General features: G+C 37.3%; 2 protein-coding genes. Both read left to right on the forward strand.

What is annotated here, in order from left to right; genetic code table 11:
• Nucleotides 1-190: 190 nt before the first annotated feature.
• Nucleotides 191-1807: a lactate permease LctP family transporter gene (locus tag V7266_RS20785; RefSeq protein ID WP_335470533.1), complete on the forward strand. Its 1617-nt coding sequence runs from the start codon at nt 191-193 to the stop codon at nt 1805-1807.
• A 33-nt stretch (nt 1808-1840) separates the two neighbouring features.
• Nucleotides 1841-2054, forward strand: a 214-nt coding sequence (locus V7266_RS20790) for a lactate/malate family dehydrogenase (RefSeq protein ID WP_420491468.1), incomplete at its 3' end; no start/stop codon positions are given.

Consider the following 2054-nt stretch of genomic DNA (forward strand, 5'->3'; position numbering starts at 1 on the left):
AATGTGAAACATTTCACAAACAGGGTGATATACTAACGTTGTTACCGTAACAATAGTAAAAATCGATTTTAATAGAAAAAAGTAAAACTATTTTTTGATTTAATTGTGAATTATTTCACATTATGAATCATTGTTTGTTCATAATTGGTAAGAATAAAAAGGATTTACTATTAACTGGGAGTTGAACAGCATGAATGTTTGGGAGCAATTATATAATCCATTGAGTAACATTTGGTTGTCAGCTATTATAGCTGCCATTCCTATCGTTTTTTTTATTGTAATGCTGACAGTTTTTAAATTAAAGGGCTATATGGCAGGACTCTACAGCATCATTGTAGCAGGAATTGTTGCAGTCTTCATTTATAAAATGCCTATAATATTAGTTTTGATGTCTGCTGTATATGGAGCTTTAGCTGGTATATGGCCGGTTGCATCGATTGTGTTTGCTGCCATTTTCCTTTATAAAATAACCGTAAAAACAGGTAAATTTGCAATTATCGAAAATAGTATCTCTTTTATTACAGCCGACCAAAGATTGCAAGTTCTTATCGTAGCCTTTTCATTCGGAGCATTTTTGGAGGGAGCTGCAGGATTTGGAGCACCTGTTGCGATAACAGCAGCCATTTTAGTAGGACTTGGATTTAGTCCTATATATGCAGCAAGTCTTTGTTTGATTGCAAACATTGCTGGTGGTGCATATGGAGCAATGGGTATTCCAGTAACTGTTCCATCCCTGCTTACGGGGTTAGATGGTCTTGTTGTAGGAAGATATACGGCCTTTGTCCTTCCAATCTTAAGTATTGTAGTAGCATTCTTACTAATTTTTATCATTGACGGATTGAAAGGGATTAGACAAACCTTCCCAGCAATACTAGTCAGCGGTGTATCATTTGCCCTTACACAGGCATTGGTTCTAACTTTCTTAGGTGCTGAACTTGCAGATATCTTTGCTGCGATTGTGAGCTTAGTAGCACTAGCCCTATTTTTACAAGTGTGGAAACCGAAAGAAATTTTCCGGGTAAATAAAGAGAAGACGGTAGATAGGCAGGTTAAGTACTCTTTTGGAAAAATTGCTTTTGCCTGGATGCCATTTGTATTTTTAACCTTATGTGTTACTTTATTTAATTTATCCTTTTTCAAAAATTTATTTATAACTGGCGGCCCTTTAGAAAAGTTAGTCTTATTGCTGCCCATTCCAGGATTAAACAATACCGTCATCAAGCATCCACCAATTGTTCCGCAGGATACACCATATGCTGCAGTATTTAAATTAGATTTATTTTCATCTACTACAACAGCCATTGTCATAACGATCATTGTTGCAAGCATTCTTTTTCGCTGCAGCAGCAAACTGCTGATAGATACTGCAAAAGAAACGACAAAAGAGTTATTGTCACCAGCGCTAACCATTTGTAGTGTACTTGCTTTTGCTTACATTTGTACTTACTCCGGTATGTCATCAACACTCGGTTTAGCTTTTGCTTCAACAGGTGCAATATTTCCATTATTCTCGCCAGTGCTAGGGTGGTTAGGAGTATTTTTAACAGGCAGTGTGGTAAACAGCGGTTCTTTATTTGCGCCACTTCAATCTGTCACTGCTTCACAAATTGGCATAGCACCTGAAACAATGGTTGCTGTCAATGTAATGGGGGGGACAATGGCCAAAATGATTTCACCTCAATCTATCGCTGTTGCGGCCGCAGCAGTTGGAATAGCAGGAAAAGAAAGTGAATTATTTAAAGTGACCATTAAATATAGCGTAGGTTTACTCGTTGTAATTGGAATCATTAGCTGGTTACTATTTTAAACTTTTTCATCCGAAGGGAGATTTATGATCATGATTAAAGAAAAAGTAAATCGTGTTGTACTAGTTGGAACAGGTGCTGTAGGTTGCAGTTATGCGTATTCATTGATTAACCAGGGAGTTGCTGAGGAATTAGTCCTAATTGATGTAAATGAAGCAAAAGCTGAAGGAGAAGCAATGGATCTTAACCACGGAATGCCGTTTGCACCTTCACCAATAAACGTATGGAGCGGCTCTTATCAAGATTGTG

This window comes from Neobacillus drentensis (genome assembly GCF_036965645.1).
GTDB classification, from domain to species: Bacteria; Bacillota; Bacilli; order Bacillales; family Cytobacillaceae; genus Neobacillus; species Neobacillus drentensis_D.

What these genes read in the sequence shown, in the direction of transcription:
- V7266_RS20785 (WP_335470533.1), top strand. Translation starts at nt 191, where the DNA reads ATGAATGTTTGGGAGCAATTATATAATCCATTGAGTAACATTTGGTTG.